Source organism: Spirochaetota bacterium (genome assembly GCA_026414805.1).
Lineage (GTDB): Bacteria > Spirochaetota > UBA4802 > UBA4802 > UB4802 > UBA4802.
The window spans coordinates 1-19,470 of sequence record JAOAIH010000028.1; the positions used below are offsets into that span (position 1 = coordinate 1).

General features: G+C 37.1%; 13 protein-coding genes. 2 read left to right on the plus strand and 11 right to left on the minus strand.

Features of this window, described 5'->3' with window-relative positions:
- The coding region (locus tag N3F66_07360) for a fibronectin type III domain-containing protein (GenBank protein MCX8123969.1) at window positions 1-2,327 on the minus strand (2,327 nt) is incomplete at its 3' end.
- A gap of 75 nt (window positions 2,328-2,402) precedes the next feature.
- On the opposite strand from N3F66_07360, the gene N3F66_07365 reads away from it, so the two are divergent.
- A complete protein-coding gene (locus tag N3F66_07365) occupies window positions 2,403-2,945 on the plus strand; it encodes a tetratricopeptide repeat protein (GenBank protein MCX8123970.1) in 543 nt (180 codons plus the stop codon).
- Window positions 2,946-2,959: 14 nt separating this feature from the next.
- Here N3F66_07365 and N3F66_07370 read toward each other — a convergent pair whose 3' ends face one another.
- From N3F66_07370 to N3F66_07385, 4 genes are all read right to left on the minus strand, one after another.
- Window positions 2,960-6,703, minus strand: coding sequence for a choice-of-anchor D domain-containing protein (locus tag N3F66_07370; GenBank protein ID MCX8123971.1), 3,744 nt, complete (start codon window positions 6,701-6,703; stop codon window positions 2,960-2,962).
- Window positions 6,704-6,852: 149 nt separating this feature from the next.
- The gene (locus N3F66_07375) at window positions 6,853-7,407 is read right to left on the minus strand and encodes a nucleotidyltransferase (protein MCX8123972.1); all 555 of its coding nucleotides are present in this window, start codon (window positions 7,405-7,407) and stop codon (window positions 6,853-6,855) included.
- Window positions 7,408-7,566: 159 nt separating this feature from the next.
- Window positions 7,567-7,698 (minus strand): hypothetical protein, encoded by a 132-nt coding sequence (locus N3F66_07380; GenBank protein MCX8123973.1) that lies wholly within the window; start codon window positions 7,696-7,698, stop codon window positions 7,567-7,569.
- Window positions 7,699-7,836: 138 nt separating this feature from the next.
- Window positions 7,837-8,823 carry a hypothetical protein gene (locus N3F66_07385; GenBank protein ID MCX8123974.1) on the minus strand — a complete coding sequence of 329 codons (987 nt, stop codon included), beginning with the start codon at window positions 8,821-8,823 and terminating at the stop codon, window positions 7,837-7,839.
- A gap of 218 nt (window positions 8,824-9,041) precedes the next feature.
- Here N3F66_07385 and N3F66_07390 point away from each other — a divergent pair, with 218 nt between their 5' ends.
- Complete coding sequence (locus tag N3F66_07390) at window positions 9,042-11,015, plus strand: serine protease (GenBank protein MCX8123975.1); 1,974 nt, start codon at window positions 9,042-9,044, stop codon at window positions 11,013-11,015.
- A gap of 197 nt (window positions 11,016-11,212) precedes the next feature.
- Here the strand turns inward: N3F66_07390 and N3F66_07395 are convergent, their stop codons facing one another.
- The 6 genes from N3F66_07395 to N3F66_07420 all read right to left on the minus strand — a co-directional run bounded on the left by N3F66_07395 (window position 11,213) and on the right by N3F66_07420 (window position 19,428).
- Window positions 11,213-12,685 carry a 4-hydroxyphenylacetate 3-hydroxylase family protein gene (locus tag N3F66_07395; GenBank protein ID MCX8123976.1) on the minus strand — a complete coding sequence of 491 codons (1,473 nt, stop codon included), beginning with the start codon at window positions 12,683-12,685 and terminating at the stop codon, window positions 11,213-11,215.
- Window positions 12,686-12,867: 182 nt separating this feature from the next.
- Window positions 12,868-13,605 (minus strand): prolyl oligopeptidase family serine peptidase, encoded by a 738-nt coding sequence (locus N3F66_07400; protein ID MCX8123977.1) that lies wholly within the window; start codon window positions 13,603-13,605, stop codon window positions 12,868-12,870.
- Window positions 13,606-13,610: 5 nt separating this feature from the next.
- Window positions 13,611-14,063 (minus strand): hypothetical protein, encoded by a 453-nt coding sequence (locus N3F66_07405; GenBank protein MCX8123978.1) that lies wholly within the window; start codon window positions 14,061-14,063, stop codon window positions 13,611-13,613.
- A gap of 223 nt (window positions 14,064-14,286) precedes the next feature.
- Window positions 14,287-15,690 carry a delta-60 repeat domain-containing protein gene (locus N3F66_07410; GenBank protein MCX8123979.1) on the minus strand — a complete coding sequence of 468 codons (1,404 nt, stop codon included), beginning with the start codon at window positions 15,688-15,690 and terminating at the stop codon, window positions 14,287-14,289.
- A 72-nt stretch (window positions 15,691-15,762) separates the two neighbouring features.
- Window positions 15,763-16,908 (minus strand): hypothetical protein, encoded by a 1,146-nt coding sequence (locus tag N3F66_07415; GenBank protein ID MCX8123980.1) that lies wholly within the window; start codon window positions 16,906-16,908, stop codon window positions 15,763-15,765.
- 258 nt (window positions 16,909-17,166) lie between these two features.
- Entirely contained in the window at window positions 17,167-19,428 is a 2,262-nt protein-coding gene (locus N3F66_07420) for an alpha-hydroxy-acid oxidizing protein (protein ID MCX8123981.1), read from the minus strand.
- Window positions 19,429-19,470 lie beyond the last annotated feature (42 nt).

Here is a 19,470-nt window from a genome sequence, read left to right on the forward strand (position 1 = left end):
GATGCGCGCTTTGCATATATATGAATATAGTATAATCCAACGCCTAACTTCTTGTTGGCTTTATTAACACCAGCCCAGCCATTTTCTTTTATGTTCTGACCGCCTTTTCTAAATGCAGTATCAAGTATTTTGGAAACGGGGCGCCCTTTTATATCATACACCGTAATAGTAACATATGCATCATCAGTAAGATAGTATGCTGGATAGGCATAGGGATGGTTGTCATCAATAACGTTGTTTAAGATGCGCGTGGGCCAGGGAGTAAATTGTGTTGGAGTTTGTATACTTACGGTAAATGGCTGATCATCAGGGTTGGCTGTTGCAGGTGTTTCGGATTCTGAATTATAGTCCGAATATGTGTGTACATTGTTTAGAATTGTTTCTATAATAAACTTTATGCTATTTCCATTCATCCAGGGAATTTGTTCTTGTATATATCCTGTCCATTCGTTTGAAGCAGTTTTAATTGTTGAAAATCTATAATAATCAATACCTTCAACTCCTTGTAATACACCACCAGATAGAAAATCAGTTCCCGGGTATGGTCTAACAAGGATATTCACAGTATCTGGTAAATTATAGGCACTGATTATAAAAACTTTTACACGCAGGTTGGTTTTACGTACAGGACGCAAGTTTGGCTGATCAAAGGTTGCAAAGCTATCGTCATCATATGTTGTGATGCCATCGGTAAGTTGAATACGTATAGTTGAAGCTAATGTTCCCAGGGTGCGTTGCCCTACAGGTGGGAGTGCATCAGCAATCTGTACCTCATTTCCAAAAACATCGATTGCTGTTATATAAATGTCATAGTTTTTTAAAGGTATTAAGCCGGTAATGGTGACCGAGCCCGTTGTAGGGTTTGACAATGATGCATAGCCTGATGTTGAACGGTCAATAATTTTATACTGGGTTTCGGTTGTTTGTTTATAATATACTTTGTATGAATAGAAATCCCTATCAGGATCGGCATTTGCTAATGGTTGCCAGTTTAAAGTTAGCGAATCAGCAGTTGCACTATGTCCAATCCACGCAGTAAAGGGTGTACCGCTACCGGGAGGGTCTTCATTATCCCAGTATATTATTGGATTTACAGGCTGCTGTATACGACTTGCTACATTTTGCCCATTCCCGTTTATAATGTCATCACCACCGTATGTACCACCAGATATTTGTTTTATACGATATGTATTTGATTGTGTGGTATGGGCAGAGGGCAGAGGATTGGGAAAATTTAGGTTTGCAATGCCTGTTGTTTGTCCGTGGGCAATAACAATTGTTGCATCGTCATTGGGATTAGTAATATTTTCAAGGATAAAGGTAACATTCCCAACCATCGGTCCCAGTCCATTGCGCATACGAGCAGTAATACTAACCTGAGTACCTGGTTGGGTTACACTTCGGTAGTAGTAATGCAATGGTGGATTGCTTATACCACCGCCATTGATAAATTCAATAGATGTTACTTCTACTTCGTCGCAGTTTATGCTCAAAGTATTGCTGGAATATTCAAATCCAGGAGCCGTTTGCATTGCAGCATATATTCGCCACGTATGATTTCCTAATGGCAAAGAATTATTATTAAAATATTGGGGTGGAATGGTGTATGAAATATCAGAAGGACTATTATCATTAAAACCAGTATTGTTCCCGCTGCGATATAATAGTGTGTTAGTTATTTCACCTGAATATATCGTTTCAATGCTATCCGAAAGGGTGGCGCCAGGAACATTGTACACAGGTACTCCTGTTATGTTGAAACTGTCGTGCCAGGGATTAATCATACCATCAGCAGCAACACCATCTTGTGCAAAGTTCAATATCTGAAACGATGAGCAAACCCCATAATTTACTGATCTTGAATCGGTTTTGGTGTTATTTGCTGGGTACGTAGTAGTTGCGGATCCGATAATGGTTTTTGCTCCAAATGCTGATTCAGGCGTATCCCACCTGAATGTAACTTTAAATGTTACCGTGCAATTGTTGTATGTACCACTTATATCGGCAACAGCATTAACAATGCCGCTTGTTACCGTAACGGGTAAATTTGTACCTGTTCCTGAAGGGTTAATGAAAATAACAATATTGGTGGCATTGGTAATTGTTAATCTAACGTCAGTTAATTGAGCCCATCCGCTAATATCAGGGTCAATAACATTTACGGTAAAACTATAGGTAATTCCAGCTAAGTAATAGGATAATCCGTTGGATAAGGTGGTAGGGTTGGCAGGTGTCAATCCAATAGATGCTATTGTTGAATGCGCACGGTTGAATGATAGCGCAAGAAGCATTGCAATTAAAAAAAACCTTTTTTTATTGATTTTCATACAATCTTACTATATTGGGTGTTTTTTGTTAGTGTCAAGATTAATATACCATAGGCAAAGGATAAAAGTGCAAGTATGTATTTTACAAAAATAACAATACAAAAAGTTGTTATTATTGGTGCGATAGTTACGGTTATCGTTGCTGCGGTATATTTATGGATGCAGTATGTACTATGTCCCGCTTCGCCTACTGAATATATACGGCAGGGAAGCTATAAAAGGGCAATTGTAAGATATACAATAGAAATACTCAAAGATCCTGATAATGCAAATCTCTACTACAATAGAGGTGTGGTTTATATGAAGGATAAGCAATTCCAGAATGCTATTAAGGATTATGAAAAAGCACTAAAACTCAATAAAAATGCTATCTACTATCAGAATAAGGCATTAGCACATTTTTATTTGGGCCAATACGATAAATCTATAGAAGAAAATACAAACGGGCTGAAACTCTTTCCCAAAAGCGGTATGCTCTATTACAATAGGGGACGAGCATACTATATGAAAGGAGAAATGGCTAATGCCCTTGTGGATTTCAAAAAAGCATATACTCTTGGAATTGAGCCTGCCCGAGGATATATAGAAAACATAGAAAGAATAAAAACAAGAAGATAATAAAAGCATTTAATTTAATTATTTACGGTAACAGTAGTATCATCATCACTATATTCATTACCAGCTTTATCCATTACTCTAATTTTTAAAGGATAGGATCCATTTAAATAAGAAGTTGTATCCCAAGAATATTCCCACGGCGAGCTTGTCAGTGTGTCTTCTAAAGTAGCATCAATATAGAATTCAACATATTCAATACCTGAACCGCCACTATCATCTGCATCTGCTGTTATAGTAATAGTACCACTAACAGTTGAGCCATCTGTTGGGTTAGTAATATTGCCGGTTGGTGGTGTTGTATCAGCAAAGAAACTTCGACTGATATTTCCTGTGTTGCCTGCTTGATCGGTGGATTCAATATATACAGTGATAGAATTTCCCGTATACGGCGGACTCCATCCATTGATGGTATTTATAGTTGCAGGGGATGTAATGTTATTAAATGTTCCTGTATCTATTTTAGCACGGGTGGCTGTCACAGCAACGTCAGTGACGGTGAATTGTAGAGATTGATTACCATTGATTGGAGCGTTCTCAGCAGGGGAAACTATTGTAATAACCGGTGGTGTAATGTCTTTAATGAGGCTTAAAGAAGCGATACCGGTGTTATTTGCAGCATCCTTAGCTTGCATATCAATGGTAATGGTGCCTTCAGAAGCAGCAGCCCATCCATTGATGGTATTTATGGCAACGCCTGATGAAATGTCTGTAAACGTTCCAGAGCCAATTTTAGCCTGAACGCTTGTTACATCAACGTTATCTGCGACTGTAAACAATAGTGTTTGCGTACCGTTAGTGTAGCTATTTGCAGGCGGATCTGTAATGGTAATAACAGGTGATTCTGTGTCATCGCAAATGACTTCAATTGTAAAAGTGAATGTATTGGTATCGAGGGTGTCATTTGATATTGTTACTGTAGCTGTGTGTGTACCCAAGCTTGTGGGATTGAATAGTATTGTAAACGTAGTGCTTCCCAAAGCATTGACTGGTGATGTTGGTTGAATGGTAACAGAAAAATGTGAAGCTCCTGTACCGGAAATTTGTACTTTAGGTATACCAGTTAATAGAAGATCTGCATCACCAGTATTGGTTATGGTAAATGTTTGGGATATTCCTGCACTGCCATAATTAACATTGGGAAAATTAAATATTCCACCATTAAGAATAGTATTTGAGCCATCACTTACTGATATATGGGGTGTAGTGCCTGTGCCCTGAACGGTGAAGGTGTAAAGGGGAATATTTGGGTCATTGCTTTGTATTACCACTGTGGCGTTCTTGTTACCAGTATCAGATAAGGTTTGTGGATTAAAACGAATACTAAATGTTGTTGTTGCGGATGGATTTATTGTTGTAGATGGTGATGTCTCTAGTATAAATAAATCCTTGTTTGTTCCAGAAATTATTACAGGGTTTGATGCATTGAGCAGTAAATCAGTACTTCCGTTGTTGCGTATGGTAAACGTATGTACTAAACCCCCGGTATTGCACTTTACATTGCCGTAATTATTAGATCCACCAACGGCTACTTCATCAACCTGAATTGCAGCGTTTGTACCATTTCCCTGAACATTTATAATATATGGGTTTTCATCGCTATCATTGTTAGATATAATGAATTGTGCTGATTGATTACCGGTAGCAGTTGGTGAAAATCGTATCGAAAATGTTGTGGATCCTGATGGTTGTATGCTTACTTTTGATGGCTGAGAGGTAACTGAAAACTCACCACCTGAAACCTTTGTAACTATTGGACTTCCTGTCAAATACAGAGGATCAGCGGAAGAATCATTTTCAATTGTGATAATGATATCCTTGCTGTGCCCTATAGCAAGGTCACCAAAGTCGTATGTATTGCCACTGTTAAAATCTGAATTATTAATCTTACAATTAATTTCTGGATTAAGCCCCTTACCAGCAAGGTTTATGGTAAAAGAGCCATTATTGGGATCATTACTTGTTATAGTAAGAGTAGCTCCTTGGTTCCCTGATGAAGTAGCTAAGAATCGTACAACGATGGTTGTTGTTCCCCCTGCTGGTACAGGAGTTGTAGGAGCAGTTAGTATTGAAAAATCAACTGCTGAAATTGTTGCATCTGATATAGTAAGGTTACTATCGCCTTTATTGGTTATGGTAAACGTCATATCTATTGGTGTTCCATTCACTGTCATCCCGCCAAAATCTACAGTACTATTGTTCAACAACACCTGTGATGTTTTTGTGATTTCAATTTTTGGTGTTGGGACTGATGTTGCTAACCCCGTTATTGTGATCGTGTATGGGTTTTCATCAAGATCATTGTTGGCAATTGTTACTATTGTTGAATGGTTGCCAGGTTCAGTAGGAAGATAGCGTAATGTAAAATTGGATGAGGATGATGGATCAATGGTCTCGCTTGGATCGATACTAATTGTAAAAAAGGGCGAACCAGTTAATGTTATGATAGGGGTAGCTTTAAGAGTAAGAATGCCCACACCACTATTTGTTATAGTAAAAATAGTATCTTTGGAAACATTAACTGTTGTAGAACCAATGTCAAAATTTCCGTTATTAGCAATAGAAATTGCACCGTGCAATATATCAATTTCGGGTATTGCTATACCCGTGCCTTTGATAGTGAAGGTGTATGGGGTTTTACCTGATACGTTATTACCAATAGAAACTGTTGCATTTTTTTCTCCTGCAGAGGATGGAGTGAAATTCATAGTAAATGTCGTTGTGTCATTTGGTACAATGTCTGTTGAGCCTGGATCTGAAACTGCGAACATAGAAGCATCAGCTCCAGATATAGTAAATGGTGAAGTTAGAGTAAGATTTGCAGTGCCAGTATTTCTTATGGTAAATGTAACAGAGCTTGTTTGTCCCTGATTAACATTTCCAAAATCAAATATGCCAATTCCATTATACAGGGGAGTAGTATCTTGCATTATAAAGATATCAGGTTGTGGGTTTGCTGTTGCTGTAGCGGTTATTGTGAAGCTAAACGTGCTTTCATCGGCATCATTATTGGTTATGGTAATAATGGCAGTTTTATCACCAGTAGATGTTGGGGTAAACGAAATAATACAATCTGTTGAAGAACCGGCTGCAACAGTATTTGCTGGTAAGGTAGATATAGAAAAAAGACTTTGATCAATTCCGCTTATAATTGGTGAATTTAAAGTAAGATCAGCTGTTCCACTATTGTGAATGGAAATAGTAAAATTAGATGAATTCCCTACAACGCAACTACCCAAATGGATGGAATCACCTTTGTTAACAGTGCTTCCACTATATTGAATATTAATTTCGGGAGAAGTGACAATGAGTCCTTGACCCTGTACGGTAAATGTAAATGTAGTTTTTTGTGGATCATTGCTTGGTATTGTTATGATGGCTGTTTTTATCCCCTGTGAATCTGGAGTAAAAGAAATAGTGAAAGTGGTATAAGTAAATGGCGGAATGGTAGTATTTGGCTGGCTGTCGATACTAAACAATGAAGCGTCAGTACCGCTTACCGTTATGGGTCCAGAAAGACCTAAAAATAATTGTCCTAAATTTTCGATAGTTATTATGGACGATTTGGTGTGACCAATTTCTATTTGCCCAAAATCATAGGTTCCTGATGAAGGTATTTGAAGTGTACCGGCACGTACGTTTATTTGAGGATTTTTTTCATCCTGGTTTATGGTTTGTGTAGTATCCCAACAGGATAAAAAAAATGTAGCAAAGAGAAAGAGGGTTATTCTTGATATACTATGTAAATATTTTGTTTTCATAAAGAAGAATTATTGCCTTATTGCTACTTAATTATACATTAATTAGCAGAAAATATGAAATAAAAAATTGTTTAAAAAATAAAATTTTCAATACTTTTGAAGATATACACTGATGGATTATACGACATAGTATTCCTTCCAGAAAGTAGTTATTGCAAAATAAGTGGTGTAACCTCTTTGGGCACTGAAATATGCAGTAACTCCAATTGTTTTACAATATAATCTTTATTTACCGGGATAGAACCCCGTACAAGAGCCTGTATGTCGGCAATATCCTGATACCTTCCTGCAGCACATTTAATAACAATAAGATCTTCAAGATTAATAACAGGAATTTTGATGCCCTTCACAGAAAAGAGTTTGCTATTTTGTATACAGTGTTTCAAGAAGTCATTTGTTGCTAATAGTATAGCTATCACAAAATGGAAAGAGTTGTGTACAATAACATATCTTTTAATAGGGGTTAATGTTGATTGTAGCATTTTCTCTTTATGAGGTATAACTTTAAAATGGTTTTGTAGTGCACTTAAGAATTTTGTTTCATTTGTTTCATCAATTAAGGCAATAATATCAATATCTTCAGTTGCCCGTACATGACCCCATAAACTAACAGCAATACCTCCAGCAATACAGAATGAGATATTTGATTTTATAAGACAGGAACTAATAGCAATAATGATTTCAGGAATTGTTTGGTCTTTCATTATTATCTTTTCTTTTTAGTATATCCTCTGTAATTTTAGACCATATTTCCTCATCATTGAGAGTGGGAAATAACGATTTATAAAATGCATGTTTCATTAAAAACATGGACCGGGTAAGTTCACAAAAGCGGTTGAAATTTTTTTGCATCATTTTTTGAATTATAGTGTTATCGTTGTTTCCCATACATCGTAATCCATGTTTAGTCTGCCAAGTTTTTTTTCTTCAACAGGATTTGATTTTACCAAATTTTGCAAAGTAATAGCAATGATGATAATGATAGCAAACGGCATCACTCAAACCACTTAAAATTTCAATGTATGTGATGTCGTTACGTATTTCCACTATTCAATTTATGATATTGTTTCTTCTTTGTTACTTTCAAAATTAAAAATATACTCAGTGTGGATAATTGTCAAATGTAAAAAATATTACTTTTCCATGTGCATTCTAAATGCTTTTAAGTCTTTTGGCCCATCAATATCATTTTCCCAGTGAGCAGCATTTTTTTTAATATGATAGATATATCCACCAAAGTGAGATAAATCCAGTTTGTATACCCGTTCAATAACATCAATAACAGCACGGTAAAAATTTTCTTCTTCCAGGCAGCGCTGCTTTACCTGTCGTATGACATCAAAATTTTTTGTTTTCCATAGATGGTACAGTATTTTGGAAAAAATATTGGGCGATAGTGCCTTGCGTAATCCGTAGAAAAAGTCAATAATCTGGTATTCCACTATTGGATCAATGGAATGATGTTTGATAATAGCAGCAGAGTTACCAATGCGTGCTTCAAACGTATCAAAGCCAACAAAATATTTGTGTTTACCTTTATGCTCGCCACGTTTGATTGCTTTTAAGCGGTGTGGCAACCAGCTATCGTTAGCAACATCCTGATATTCCACAATGCTGTAAATTAAATGAACTATCGCTCCCCTATAATCTTTTGCCTTACCTAAAATTTTAGTGTATTCATCATGCATATACTCAACATCCTGTGCGGTGAGGCGCGGGGTATCGCCAAAGAAAATATCAAGCCGCTGGCCATAGTCAATGTAGTTGGAATAAAAATCTTTTATATGTCCCCCAACTGACTGTTTCATCTGCAACACGGTAAGGTTTTTATATTTTTTTGTATCTATAGCATCGGTAAAGTTTTGTATGTCGTTGTAGACATAAATTTTTTCATACAGTGGTTTGCCATATTTTTTGGCATGGTACACGCTATCAAGCACATACTGTATAACAGGCTTGCCGGCAAGTGTTTGCAAAAATTTATTTTTGCCAATATAAATCACATCGCCGTCATAGGCTTCAATAAGCTGCTTTTTACGCTTTATCATGGTTTTACGGTCGGGTTTGTCAAAACCAGCAAGGATGAGGGCAATTGGTTTTTGTTTATTCCCTTTTAGCATATAAGTATCCTGCTATACAATTATTAATACAAAAGTATAAGTGTGTTATGTATCAGTCAAGCCTTTAATAGTAACTAAAAGGTAATGCTCCAGTGATGAACAAAGTGTGAATAAAAAATATAAATATAATTGTAATTTAACTTGACAGCCGGTATATTAAATATGAAGAAATAAACCCTGACTTTTATAAACTCTGCAAAAAGAACATAGAGGTACCAATGAAAAAACTGATGATTCTACTGTTAGCTTTCTTTGTGGCATGTGCTACCGGGGCAAATACCACTCAAACAAAATCTTTATCTAAAGACCTTAAAAATCTTGTTAACGAATCGTGCTTTGAGGTTGTTGTAAACAAGCCTGAAAAAGATACCCTGACATACGAAAAGGAGCTGCCATGGCATCTGATACCCTATAACATACGGGTGGATAAATACTATTCAATAGGGACTGCATTTGCTATTTCCCCCACTGAGCTTTTAACGGCATTCCATGTGCTGGATTTGAAGACTGATTCGCTCATTTACAAAGATTTTTATATCCGTGATTCACAGGGCAATGTGTATGAAATTGATAAAATTTTAGCGTTTGATAGTCACAGGGATTTTATACGCTTTACGGTTAAAAATAAGACATTTGCAAAATATTTAAAACTAAAAGAAAATTTTAGCATTGGCGATAGTGTCTTTGCAGTGGGCAATGCGTATGGTGAAGGCATCGTAATGCGCCAGGGGGAGCTTATTGGCACTTACCCCGAACCAGAAGATGGAAGATTTAATTTATTAAAAAGCTCATCAGATGTTAATTTTGGAAACAGTGGAGGCCCTCTTGTTGATGATCAGGCCAATTGTATTGGTATTGTCATCCAGCGCAAAGATAATATTGCCTATTCACTTCCAGTAAGTGAGGTTACTAAAACAGGAAATCGCGGTATTTTCCATGTGCGTATGAACTTTGGCTTTACACTGCTTCCTGAAAAGACAATGGTTAAAGATTTTGATGATGAACTATCGCTTCCAAAAGGTTATAAGGAAATTAAAAAATTGTTCAATGAACGTTTTAAAAAATTCTATGTAACAACCATGGATGAACTTTTGAAAGGCCAGGGCAGGGGGATGTTCCCTGAGGGTGAGGAATCACTTATCCCACTTTTTGATTTTACCGATAGTTACTTTTTACAGGTTAATTATTTAAGCAAGGATAACAACAAATGGACTATCTCCAATATTGAATACAAAGAAACAAAGATACATGGCAATGGCGTCATCCGCATGGCAAATCCTGATAAGCGTTTGCTTTTTATTGATATTTCGCGTCCCGATGATGTGAGTCTTCAGGATATGCTCAATGACCCCAAAGTAGGAATGAAGCTTGTTTTAGAGGGGCAGAGCATAACCCGCGATTTTGGCGATGTGAAGACCCGGATATTGTCGCTGGGCGATCCAATAGCTACCGAGTACCATACCGATAAATACGGTCGTAAATGGCGGCTGTGTACGTGGGTGCTGGAATATTCTGATGAAGCTGTCATAAGCTGTGCAACACCAACACCTGAAGGCATGTCGGCGGTGGTCTTTGTATGTGAGACATCCGAAATTGAGTTTTGGAAATATGATGCACTGAAATTGCTGGATTATGTACAGTTATCATACTATGGAAAATTGAAAGACTGGAAAGAGTTTTTAACTGGTAATAAATTACTGCCAAAAGCATTAACTGGGGTCAAGTTTGATTATTCAGCACAAAGAGGCTTCCAGTTTGGTGCTGGTGTGTTTTCTATTTCTGCTACAAATGATGTTATTGCAATCAATGATGATGTGCGTATGGGTATCAATTTTGGGTATATAAAGCAGGCCACAGGCACCGAATGGACCATACGTCGTGTTATGCTCAGTGAATATCAGAAAGATAATTATTTTGTACTGGTAAACTGGGTTGCACCTGATACCAGGTTGCCAAAGGATTATATTAATTACTGGGAAAGCATTGTCAATGCTGAGCATCCTTATACCATGAAACCTTTTACCAGCGATAATATCACCAAAATAGCTGCCGTGGTTAAGACGATTCAGGAAAAACCTGAAAAAGTTAAGAAGCTCTACACGCTGTTTTTGGGCAGGGCTGGAAAAGTGGAAGAAGAAAAGATGGTACAGGATTTTAAAACTCTCATGAATGGTATAAAGATAAATGAATAAATTGAGGAGGGTGTCCCAAAAGACATATTTTTACAATGACTTTTGACCTTGTGTCATTGCGAGGAACAAAGTGACGAAGCAATCCATAGTTGCGAGCGCTGCAGGCGTGTGGCAATCTTGTCTTCTGCAGCATTGAGATTGCCCCCTTAGACAAGCTCTATGCTCTCAATGACTTTGCACCATCATCATTGAGGTCCTCACTGTTTGTTTTGAGACACCTTCTTCTCTATAATCTGCGCTAAGTGCTTTGCGGTTTCCTGCTTTTCCTTTACGTTTGATTCACGTGCTATCATGATGCGCTGCGCCTGTGGTGAGCCTGCACCATGCATTGATTCGGTTAAATAGCCTACAGAGGCTGTGCCCATAGTGATATTTTCTATCAGGCGCAGAATACGGATGCGGTGTTCAGTAGGAACATCGCTTTTTGCTTTAAAATATTTTTTAATCCATTTGCCAGCTTCCGGGTGATTCAGGTCATCAGCTGAAGGGAGGGTCACCAGTGCACCACCAGCAATATCCTGTGCTAATCGGGCTATCTCATAGGGAAAGCGCGTGACATTTTGTTTGTGAACATTTGCAAGCAGGGTATTTACCATATAGGTACCAGGCTCTTCACGCTTGCCTTCGGAAGCACAGGCAATACAGCCGCAATACAGCGTTTCATTCAGGTGTATCATTTCAATGATCTTGTCTTTCACATGTGATGCTTTATCTATTCCATTGTATTCAGCTATTGTCTGCGTTGCACCAATCAGCACATCCCCCACGCCAACCTTGCATGCATAGCTTTGCCGGTGATATGATGCAAAACGCTCAACCAGGTGGCCTGCAAAATCATATTCTTTATACATAAAAACTCTGTCCCAGGGAACAAAAACATCATCAAATACAATCAAGGCTTCATGGCCACCAAAGAGTGCATTACCCTGATCAATGGTATATTTTTCAAGTTTGCGGGTGTCGCATGACTGTCGCCCATATATATAGATTAAGCCCTGTGTGTCAGCGGGCACTGCAAACGAGATTGCCCAATCTTTATCTTCAGGGCGCATGGCGATAGTTGGCATGACAATGACTTCATGTGAATTGAGTGCTCCAGTTTGATGTGCCTTTGCACCGCGCACTATAATCCCATCTTTTGTTTCTTTTACTACATGCAGGTAGAGATCAGGGTCTTGCTGTTTATGAGGTGGGAGCGACCTGTCGCCTTTGGGATCAGTCATTGCGCCATCACAAACTAAATCATTGTCCTGCACATACTGTAGGTACTTCAAAAAACGCTGATAATACTGTGTGCCATATTTTTGGTCAATGGCATAGGTTGTCATTGAGAGCGCATTGAGCGCATCCATACCCACACAGCGCTGGAAGCAGCACCCGGTCTTTGCACCTAAAAGACGCCCCATTTTGCTTTTTTTTACCAGGTCATCAATACTTTGATGAATATGGGTGAAACGATTTATGACATTACCTGTAATGTGCGAGGTTGCTGTCATTATATCCTTGTACTCTTCCTTTTGAGCAAGAGCATATGTCATTGCCACTGCATTGAGTGATGGCTTTATAATGGGGTGATCGACAGTATTTTCTATTTTTTGACCAAAAAGATATATGGTTCTTTTAAGCTTACGTATGCTTTCAATATATTCAGCGGGAGTTTTGAGTGGCATGATCTTCCTCCATAGTAAAAAGGTTAATGTATATTCATAAATGTAGCTTCATAGCTGAAAATGTCAAGAAAAATGTTGCGTGCACTCAGCATTTCCAACATTGGCTAAAATGGTATAGCACAGAAACTATACGTAATATTTTAATGTATGGTAAGACTGGTTGTGATAACAATATTACTATTTTATGGATGCATTTTAAGCCATGAAACTATATACTGCAAGATTAATTCAACATGTTTGTGTGATGTGAGTGTGTGGTCACCATCAGGGATGATATGCAGGGTATGAGGCACGCAAAGATTTTTCTGAATGGTATACGCATGAGTTACTGGAACAACGTCATCATTTTGTCCATGTATGATGCACACTGGAACATCGATTCTTGGAATAAGCTTGTCCAATTCTATGCTATTCATCTGGTGGAGAAACAGTGCATCGATTACATATTCACCTAAAGTTACATATTCTCCAGCAATTCCTTGCGGAGCTATCGCCCGTACCACATCTTTTAGATTAGCAGGTGTTGCCAGTAAGCTTAAGCTTTTTATGGAAAAGATATATGGGGTGGTTGCTACATAGTACATGGCTATTGCGCCGCCCATGCTTGAGCCAATAATATGTAGGTTGGGGCTATAATTGTTTGCTGCAAATTCTAAGACTGCATTGAGTTCATCGGCACATTGTGGAAGTGATATTGCAAGAGGGGTGCCGGTGGTGTAGTGTCGAGTGTAGCCATAACTAAATGATATGNCTGTGTAGCCACTGGTGCACAGAGCAGGTGCAATTTGGTTAATTTTGTATGCGTCTTTGGAAGAAAAGAGCCCATGGCTGTACACAATGGTGCCGGTGATTTGGTCACACGGGTACACAATAGCTTCCAATGGATCTGTATACGGTATAGTTATGGTGCGATAGCTCATGACACCTACATGCGCTGCAAAAGTATCACAGGTTCAAAATACCCTTCAGAATTAATTCCATCAATGACAATTGATAGTGGCTTTAATTCAAGCATTTTTTTATTGTTTTTAGTAATTACCTGGGCATTGAAAAGAAAATATGATGATTTTACCTGGGCAAATCCTGTTGTAGTATTGACATCACAGCACATGTCAACGTTTTTCATCTGGTTAACGTTGATGCGGATGGTGTTGGGGTTGTCAAACGTATACACGCCTTTGAATACCACAGCGCTTGTCTGCATGAATATTATACATACAGCCTGGTAATTTTTGTGAAATCTAAATTCGTAGCCATAGTTGCCGCGATAAAGAAGCTGCCACTTTCCGTGAATGTCAGTAAACTGAAGTGAGTATGTGGCGATAGTGAGTGTTAAAGTAATAACAAACGCTATGAATAATCTTAATGCTTGTGTCATTCATGAAACCTTCATGTTGTTTTTTGTATAATCAAGTGTAAATTACTTAATAAATTTGATATCTATGCTGCTTTTTTAAGATAGTAGTGTAGCACAATTATATAAGGGAGAAAATTTTCCATATCAAGGTAATTACTGCATTTAGTAAAAAAACTTTCAACTAAAAAAAATTTTTATACGGTGGTATATAAACATTACGAAGGTGGCATTATTACATCATGTTTCACAGCCAAAATCGTGCTAAAATAAAATCCCTATATTCACCTACTCGTTGATATCCAATTATAGTTATTAAAGTATTGTTATTTATAACCGAAATAACTGATCGTGAAATTTGTGTAGAGTGGTGATTAAGATTTGAAAATGTTGATCCATAACTACCAAAGCTCAAATCTAAATCTCCCTTAGAAGTTAGTTTAAGTAATGCCAATCCACTTGCATAATATCCTACCATAAAAATATTGCCATCAGTTAAAGCATATATCTTTGTTGTTCGGCAAATAAAGATTGTACTTTCAAAAGTAAACTCGGCTTTGCCATTTGTGCCAAAAGTAGAATCTGATGTTCCGTTTTCATTGTATCGTATTACAGTAAAACGATTATATTCATTTGGGGTTCCCGATAGAAGGATTTTATTATCTGATTGAATAGCAACGCATTTTGCTTCTAGGATGTTTGAATCGATTTTAACTCCCGAATTTCCAAATGAATCATCAAAAGAGCCATTTTCTGTTAAGCAGATAGCCAAGGACCGTGAAGGATTTGGCACTATAGAAGAATAATAAACCCCTCCTGCAATCACTATTTTTTTTACTGATTTAGTATCGTTATCTATTTTAAGTGCTATATCATGAGCAATTGTTTCCTCCCCAGAAGAAGGGGGATTTACTATAACATAACCACCTGTTCCAAAACTAGAATCTAGCAATCCATTACTACAGTATCGTAAAACTACAAACCGCAATTTGCCATCATTTTCTTTGTTTTGGCTACAACCTGCTACAATAATTTTGCCATCAGGTTGAATAGCTACTTTATTAGCCAATTCAAATGGTTTTTGCAAATTAAATGTATTATTTATTACAATACCATTATTGCCAAAAGTTGTATCGCGAGTACCATCAGGGTTGTACCGTAATACAATCATGTTACTTGAGTAGGGTAAAAGAACATTGTTTGCAAATTCTGTATATGTTTCAATACGGCCAACTACAACTATTTTACCATCATTTTGTACAGCAACTGAAAAAGCTCTGCTACCGTATAGGTTATTGAAATCTTCGATAATTTTTCCACGATTCCCAAAACTTGTATCTATACTTCCATCCAAATTATATCGTGCTATAGCTATGCGATAGTATTTGTTTTTATTGTTAATTGATGAACCTACGGCAATTACTTTACCATCCTCTTGTATAGCAATATCATGCCCCTGATCATCCCCACCATTAAAATCTGTCAAAGTAATACCGCCTATTCCAAAGTTAACGTCTGGCAAACCTGATAAGATGCAGTTGATGTCATTATTATTAAGGAATGGCTGATGTATAGCATCATCGTTAAATGCATCAGAGCAGCTTACAATTCCAAAAATTAATATGATTTTAGCAAAATTCATAATTTTCATAAGCTGTACTACCTTATACATCAATTTGAATTATGTATAGAAACACTGCGCTATAACATTGGTGACATATATTTAGAATTGACTTACAAAAGATAACCACCATGAATAATATATATGGGCTAATGTACCATCTTTTGCATTTTCTTGATTTGAAAAAAATATGGAATATGTATAGCTTTGAATATCTATTAAAAATTTTATTTGAGATAGTAAAGGTCTTTTGAATAAATAAATTACTCCTATTGTTGCGCATGGAGATATAATATAAAATTCTGGTGATTTGACTGTAGAATTAATATTCCTATAAAGCCATAAATATGTTTGTTCATTTTTGCCTTTCCCCAAATATAAAGAAAAAGAATACTTAAAATTCCAACCGTTTGAAAATGATTCAGGTTTATTTTCAAAGCCAAAGCCAAAACTATAGGTTTTATATTTAACTAAATAGGGAAGTGTCTCTGCAGCAAAGAAATTATTTTTATCATCTTCTTCTTTAGAAGGGATATATAGTATTGCAGGAATATAGTAATTAAGGTATCGTAATACAAAAAATACATCGTTAGCATTTTTATTAATATGTGATGCTTGCTCTGGAGAGAAGTGATACACTAGATCAAATTGCTGCTTTTTTGTTATAAATGGAAAGTGACCGGAAAATTTTTTATTTTGGTTAATATCAGTAAAATCGATTGAATATTTGGCAGTACCTAAAGTATAAACATCATACGAAAATTTTGATTCAAAACCTAAATATCCTACCGCAAAAAGGAAAAGATAAGAGTATCTTGAGTTTATGACAGAATTATTATATATATCATTATTGTTGTTTGACTGACCACCTATACCAAATGAATTTTGTACTTCACCGTTTATAGAAAAATCATTCCAAGTAATATTGTATCGTAAAAATGCCAGAAACAATGGTTGGACATTAATATTTATTTTAGATTTGGCTTTGTCAACTATATCATTGTCATAAAATATTTTTATATATTTATATCCAAAACCGGGTTCAATATTTATGGAAACATCAGAATCAGTAGTGGGATTTACTTCAGTGTCATTTGCCTTGTTAGAAGGATTAGATGATTCATCATTATATGATAAGCTATAATCAAACTCATTGTTTTGATATGCAAATGTATATAGTGGAATATTTAGATATAGAAAATAAATAATAATAGTAGTGGCTAAAATTATTGGATTAATTTTATTCATAATAATAACCAATGATTAAAATTAATGTATATTATTTTTATTATGTATATGTATATTTTAAATTCAAATTATATAAATATTAAAATTATGTCAAGCAATATTATAATAATATGATAAAAAAATATAAAATTTGTAAAAATTCAAGTTTGTATTTTTGTTATATGTAAATTAGCTAGTAATGATTTTTTTGTATCACTATATTGTCCGCTTTTATTTTTAAATTGCCACATTCATGAACACATAAAAACTTACAAAAAGCTATCGTACTTCTAAAGGTAGATACGAATTGTGATGGATTTTACGCACTATATCACTGGTTATGTCGGCTACGGTTGCGCATCCTGTCAGTATCATGGCTTTTTTAAGTTCAGCCTGAAGTGTCTTTAAGTAATACGCAACAGCTTCAGAACCCATGCCCACTGCTGCAATGGCAACAGGTCTGCCAATAAGTACATATTCAGCACCTAATGCTAAAGCTTTCAAAATGTCAACACCTGTTCTGAAACCCCCGTCTATTAATATATGTATATGCCCATGTACTTCGCGTACTATATCCTCAAGCACATCCATAGTGCCAACCATTTCGTCAAGTACTCTGCCGCCGTGGTTTGAGACAACAAGTGCATGGGCACCAGCTTCCACTGCCATAGCTGCATCGCGTGGGTTCATAATGCCTTTGAGCACAAATGGAAGATGAGTGGATGATATAATGGTTTTAAGCTCACTTAAGCTTTTTGGCTTTACTTCCTGATGTTTTAATTCCATAGTCTTAAACACAATCGCATCTATATCCATCCCTACTGCAACAGCGCCTGCTTGTTCGGCAGCTTTGATTCGCTTAATGATTTCGTCGTTATTTGCTCTAGGCTTGAATATAGGGATACCCATACCACCAAATTGAGATAGGGCTTCTATAGCTATTTTGTATTTTTCCGGGTCAGCACCATCGCCTAAAAATGCTATGGTTCCTGCATCCATACATCCCTTAACAACAGCAATGTTGTAATCAAGTTCGTCTATTGCTCCACCCAGATTAGTGACAGCTCCTGTAATTGGTGCTGCCATAACAGGAAAGGAAAGGTGTATGCCAAAAATAGAACTGGAAGTATCAGGATTAGTAACATCGTGTATAACGCGAGTATTTATTTTATAGTTGAGGAGTGCTTCGCTGTTGCGTTTAAATGATGCTCCACTGCCCACACCACCCATGCCGGGGACACCGCTGGCGCAGTCTTTGCCATTGCACTGTTTGCATACATAGCATACTTTGCGCAATCGCTCCCGTGCTGAAATATAAATGGTATCCATGGAAAGTTCAGATTCATCGCATATTTCTATGTTGATCACCTCTCTGCATTTGCGTACAGCTTCTTCGGCTTCTTCAAGAGTGTCGGCAACGGCTATGATGTGGCCTGCTTTTTCAACGTTTGAAGTTGGCTTTTTTACTTTATCGCCAGGTTTTACATTTATAAAAATTTCGGCTATACCAGGTATTTTTAGGGCTTCTTCAACACCGCATATCTTTTTCACAATACCGGGCTTTGTGATAATTGCCCGCTCAATGGCAACCCTGTTATACAGTGGTTCAAGATTGCCGGGTTCCTGCCCTAACGCAATTTCAATAGCCGCACGCATAAGATTAACACCTGTTGAAAGAGGATAAGTGTATGCAGACATAAATCCACCGGAAAGCCGCGCGGCTAACTCGCCTATTTTAGGTCCTTCTTTTGTTATTTTAATATCCCCTTTTGCACAACCAAGGTGAATACCTAATGCTTTTATGCCAGCCTTCATCACTTCGCAAGCGCTATCCTGAATTTCTTGTGGTAGTTGTGATGGCATGGTATGTCCGGTTTCAACAAAATGGGGTGGATATTCAATAATGCGGTCAGCAATACCAGTGAAAGTAACTTCACCGTTAAACACCACGGCGTCTATAGATAATTCATGACCTTCCATAAATTCTTCTATGATTAGTTCGCCGCTGGGTGAGGCGCTTTTAGCAAATGCAAACGCATCGGCAATCTGATTCTTATTGTCAATGCGCATAACACCACGTGCACCCATATTGTCTGAAGGCTTTATAACTACTGGAAAACCAAGTACTTTGCACGCTTTTTTTGCATCAGAAAGTGACCACACGGGGAAAAAATGCGGTGATGGAACACCATACTCAAAAAATCGTGTGCGCATTTTTATTTTATTAGTGGCAGCAATGGCATCCTCAAATTTTATTCCAGGGAGATTGAGTGCATTGGCAACAGCTGCAACGGTGGCAGATGCATCGGTACCAACAGTAAGAACGCCTGAAATAGGGGTAATTTCATTCTGTTTTTTTGCAACTCGCACAGATCCTTCTATGTCACGAGTGCTCATAACAATTGGTATATCGGCGTATTTCATCCCAAGGGCATTAGGATTATAATCGGTAACTATCACCTGTAATCCCATTTTTTGAGCTGTCTGTATAACTGGTACCTGTAGAAGGCCACCGCCAATTACCATAATAGTCTTTTTCATGTCATACCTCTATATTATGTCACATTAGATTTCCCTGACAAA

Coding starts and splice junctions, on each gene's coding strand:
- N3F66_07365 (MCX8123970.1), top strand. CDS start 2,403: ATGTATTTTACAAAAATAACAATACAAAAAGTTGTTATTATTGGTGCG.
- N3F66_07370 (MCX8123971.1), bottom strand. CDS start 6,703: ATGAAAACAAAATATTTACATAGTATATCAAGAATAACCCTCTTTCTC.
- N3F66_07375 (MCX8123972.1), bottom strand. CDS start 7,407: ATGAAAGACCAAACAATTCCTGAAATCATTATTGCTATTAGTTCCTGT.
- N3F66_07380 (MCX8123973.1), bottom strand. CDS start 7,698: ATGCCGTTTGCTATCATTATCATCATTGCTATTACTTTGCAAAATTTG.
- N3F66_07385 (MCX8123974.1), bottom strand. CDS start 8,823: ATGCTAAAAGGGAATAAACAAAAACCAATTGCCCTCATCCTTGCTGGT.
- N3F66_07390 (MCX8123975.1), top strand. CDS start 9,042: ATGAAAAAACTGATGATTCTACTGTTAGCTTTCTTTGTGGCATGTGCT.
- N3F66_07395 (MCX8123976.1), bottom strand. CDS start 12,685: ATGCCACTCAAAACTCCCGCTGAATATATTGAAAGCATACGTAAGCTT.
- N3F66_07405 (MCX8123978.1), bottom strand. CDS start 14,063: ATGACACAAGCATTAAGATTATTCATAGCGTTTGTTATTACTTTAACA.
- N3F66_07410 (MCX8123979.1), bottom strand. CDS start 15,690: ATGAAAATTATGAATTTTGCTAAAATCATATTAATTTTTGGAATTGTA.
- N3F66_07415 (MCX8123980.1), bottom strand. CDS start 16,908: ATGAATAAAATTAATCCAATAATTTTAGCCACTACTATTATTATTTAT.
- N3F66_07420 (MCX8123981.1), bottom strand. CDS start 19,428: ATGAAAAAGACTATTATGGTAATTGGCGGTGGCCTTCTACAGGTACCA.